2 protein-coding genes are annotated in these 3,066 nt (G+C 68.5%); both read left to right on the top strand.

The annotated features are described in order from the left end of the window. Positions 1-22 precede the first annotated feature (22 nt). Positions 23-1,576: an apolipoprotein N-acyltransferase gene (gene lnt / locus AX685_RS07660; RefSeq protein WP_066487203.1), complete on the top strand. Its 1,554-nt coding sequence runs from the start codon at positions 23-25 to the stop codon at positions 1,574-1,576. Positions 1,577-1,621: 45 nt separating this feature from the next. Beyond that, positions 1,622-2,839: a methionine adenosyltransferase gene (gene metK / locus AX685_RS07655; protein ID WP_066487201.1), complete on the top strand. Its 1,218-nt coding sequence runs from the start codon at positions 1,622-1,624 to the stop codon at positions 2,837-2,839. Positions 2,840-3,066: the final 227 nt, after the last annotated feature.

Genomic DNA, 3,066 nt, shown 5'->3' with positions numbered 1-3,066 from the left:
GATCAGGACATCACCCCCGCCGATGACCGTGCTCCGCCGCTACCCCGCCCTTGCCGCCCTGTTGCTGGGCGCCGCCGCCGCGTGCGGCTTCGCCCCGCTGGACTGGTGGTGGCTGACGCTCGCCTGCCTGGCGGGGTGGATGTGGCTGGTGCACGACGCGCCGACGTGGCGCGGCGCGGCGTGGCGCGGCTGGGCGTTCGGGGTCGGGCATTTCACGATCAACGACAATTGGTTCCAGCACGCTTTCGACTTTCAGGACAAGATGCCGCCGGTACTGGGTTATGTCGCGCCGCTGGCGCTGGCGCTGTATCTGGCGGTCTATCCCGCGATCGCCGCCGCGCTGGCGTGGCGGTTCCGGCGCCCCGCGATCGACACCGCGTTCGTGCTGCTGTTCGGCGCGGCGTGGATCCTGACCGAATGGCTGCGCAGCTGGGTGTTCACCGGCTATGCCTGGGATCCGCTGGGCGTGATCTGGCTGGGACTTCCCGTCAACGATGTCGCGCTGCTGGGGCGCGATATCGGCACCTATGCGCTGTCCGGGCTGTTCGTCGTCACCGCCGGCGCGCTCCTGCTGCTGGTCACTCGGCGGCGCTGGCCGCTGGCCGCCGCGCTGGTCGCGCTGCTGGCGGTGCAGGTGGTGCGCGGCGTCGGCGACGTCCCCGATTCCGATACGCGCGACGGGCCGACCGACCCGCGCGTCGTCACCGTCCAGCCCAATGTGGCGCAGGACCAGCGCGGCGAGAGCGATCAGGCGATGATGCTCGCGCGGCTCACCCGGCTGTCGGGGCGCCCCGGTGCCGCGCCGCGGCTGGTGCTGTGGCCCGAAGGCGTGATCCGGGACTTCATCGAGGACGATTATCCGACGTGGATCTATGGCGCGACCAGCCCCTATGCCACACGCGCGCGGATGGCTTCGGTGCTGGGGCCGCGCGACCTGTTGATGACGGGGGGCACCGCGCTGCATTTCGATTCCGCCGGCGAGGTCAAGAGCGCGGCCAATTCGGTGTTCCTGATCGACCCGCGCGGGCGCATCCGCTGGCGCTACGACAAGGCGCATCTGGTCCCCTATGGCGAGTATCTCCCGATGCCATGGCTGCTGCGCCCGTTGGGGCTGTCGCGGCTGGTGCCGGGCGATATCGATTTCATCCCCGGCCCCGGCCCGCGCACGCTGGACCTGACGACCTTCGGCCCGTTGGGGGTACAGGTGTGTTACGAGATCATCTTTTCCGGCCATGTCACCGACCGCGCACATCGCCCGCGGCTGATCTTCAACCCGTCGAACGAGGCGTGGTTCGGCACCTGGGGTCCGCCGCAGTTCCTGCGCCAGGCGCAGCTGCGCGCGATCGAGGAAGGGCTGCCGATCGTGCGCGCCACACCCAACAGCAATTCGTCGGTGATCTCCGCCGACGGCGAGGTGCTGGGCGTGGTGCCGCACCATCGCGCCGGGGCGATCGACCTGCCGATCCCGCCCGCGCGCGCGCCGACGCCGTTCGCGCAACTGGGCAATGCGATGGCGGCGATCGTCGGTGCCATGCTGGTGGCGATCGCATTTGCCATCCGCCGCCGCTCGCGATAAAGACATAAAGGCATCTTTATATCGTTATCACCTGCCGGAGCGCCCATGCGTCAGTCGTTCATCTTCACCTCCGAGTCCGTTTCCGAAGGTCACCCGGACAAGGTGGCGGACCAGATTTCCGATTCGATCGTCGATCTGTTCCTGTCCAAGGACCCCGAGGCGCGCGTCGCGTGCGAGACGCTGACGACCACCCAGCTGGTCGTGCTGGCGGGCGAGATCCGCGGCAAGGGCGTGTATGAGGACGGTCAGTGGGCGCCGGGGATCGAGGCGGAGATCGAGGCGACCGTCCGCGCGACCGTGAAGCGCATCGGCTACGAACAGTCGGGCTTCCACTGGAACGAATTCCGCTTCCTCAACGAACTGCACGGCCAGTCCGCGCATATCGCGATGGGCGTCGACGAAAGCGGCAACAAGGACGAGGGCGCGGGCGACCAGGGCATCATGTTCGGTTACGCGACCGACGAGACGCCGGGCCTGATGCCCGCCACGCTATATTACAGCCACAAGATCCTGGAGCGGATGGCTGCCGACCGCCATTCGGGCGCCGCGCCGTTCCTGGAGCCGGACGCCAAGAGCCAGGTGACGTTGCAGTACGAAGGCGGCGTGCCAGTGAAGGCGACCGCGCTGGTCGTGTCGACCCAGCACGCCCCCGGCTATTGCGAGAAGGGCGAGAACGCCGACGCCGCGAAATATGCGGTGCTGCGCGATTACGTGATGGGCGTGTTCACCGACGTGCTGCCGGACGGCTTCATCGACGATGCGACGAAGATCTACATCAATCCGACCGGCCAGTTCGAGATCGGCGGGCCGGACGGCGACGCCGGGCTGACCGGCCGCAAGATCATCGTCGATACCTATGGCGGCGCGGCCCCGCACGGCGGCGGCGCGTTCAGCGGCAAGGACCCGACCAAGGTCGACCGCTCGGCCGCCTATGTCGCGCGCTATCTGGCGAAGAACGTCGTCGCGGCGGGGCTGGCCAAGCGCTGCACGATCCAGCTGTCCTATGCGATCGGCATCGCCGAGCCGCTGTCGGTCTATGTCGACCTGCACGGCACCGGCACGGTCGAGGAAGCGAAGCTGGAGGCGGCGCTGCCGCAGCTCGTCCGCCTGACGCCCAAGGGCATCCGCGAGCATCTGAAGCTCAACGCCCCGATCTATTCGAAGACCGCCGCCTACGGCCATTTCGGCCGCACGCCGGAGGGCGACCTGTTCACCTGGGAAAAGACCGACCTGGTCGACGCGCTGAAGGCGAAGGTCGCCTGATCGGCCTGTCGTTCCGATAGCGGATGAGGCCTCTCCCGGCGGGTGTCGGGGGAGGCCTTTCTTTTGCGGTGGGTGGGAATCCGCTACCGTCAGCCCGTCCTGGCCATGATCGTCACCCCAGCGAAAGCCGGGGTCTGTTGCCGGGGCGGCGTGGCGCTTCCCAACGGGGAGACCCCAGCCGACGCTGGGGTGACGAACCCGGTCCGGACGACGGCCCGCCCCTACCC

The sequence above is a fragment of the Sphingomonas sp. CCH9-F2 genome, assembly GCF_001556735.1.
In the GTDB taxonomy this organism is placed as follows: Bacteria; Pseudomonadota; Alphaproteobacteria; order Sphingomonadales; family Sphingomonadaceae; genus Sphingomonas; species Sphingomonas ginsenosidimutans.
This window is presented reverse-complemented; position numbering and strand designations above follow the sequence as displayed.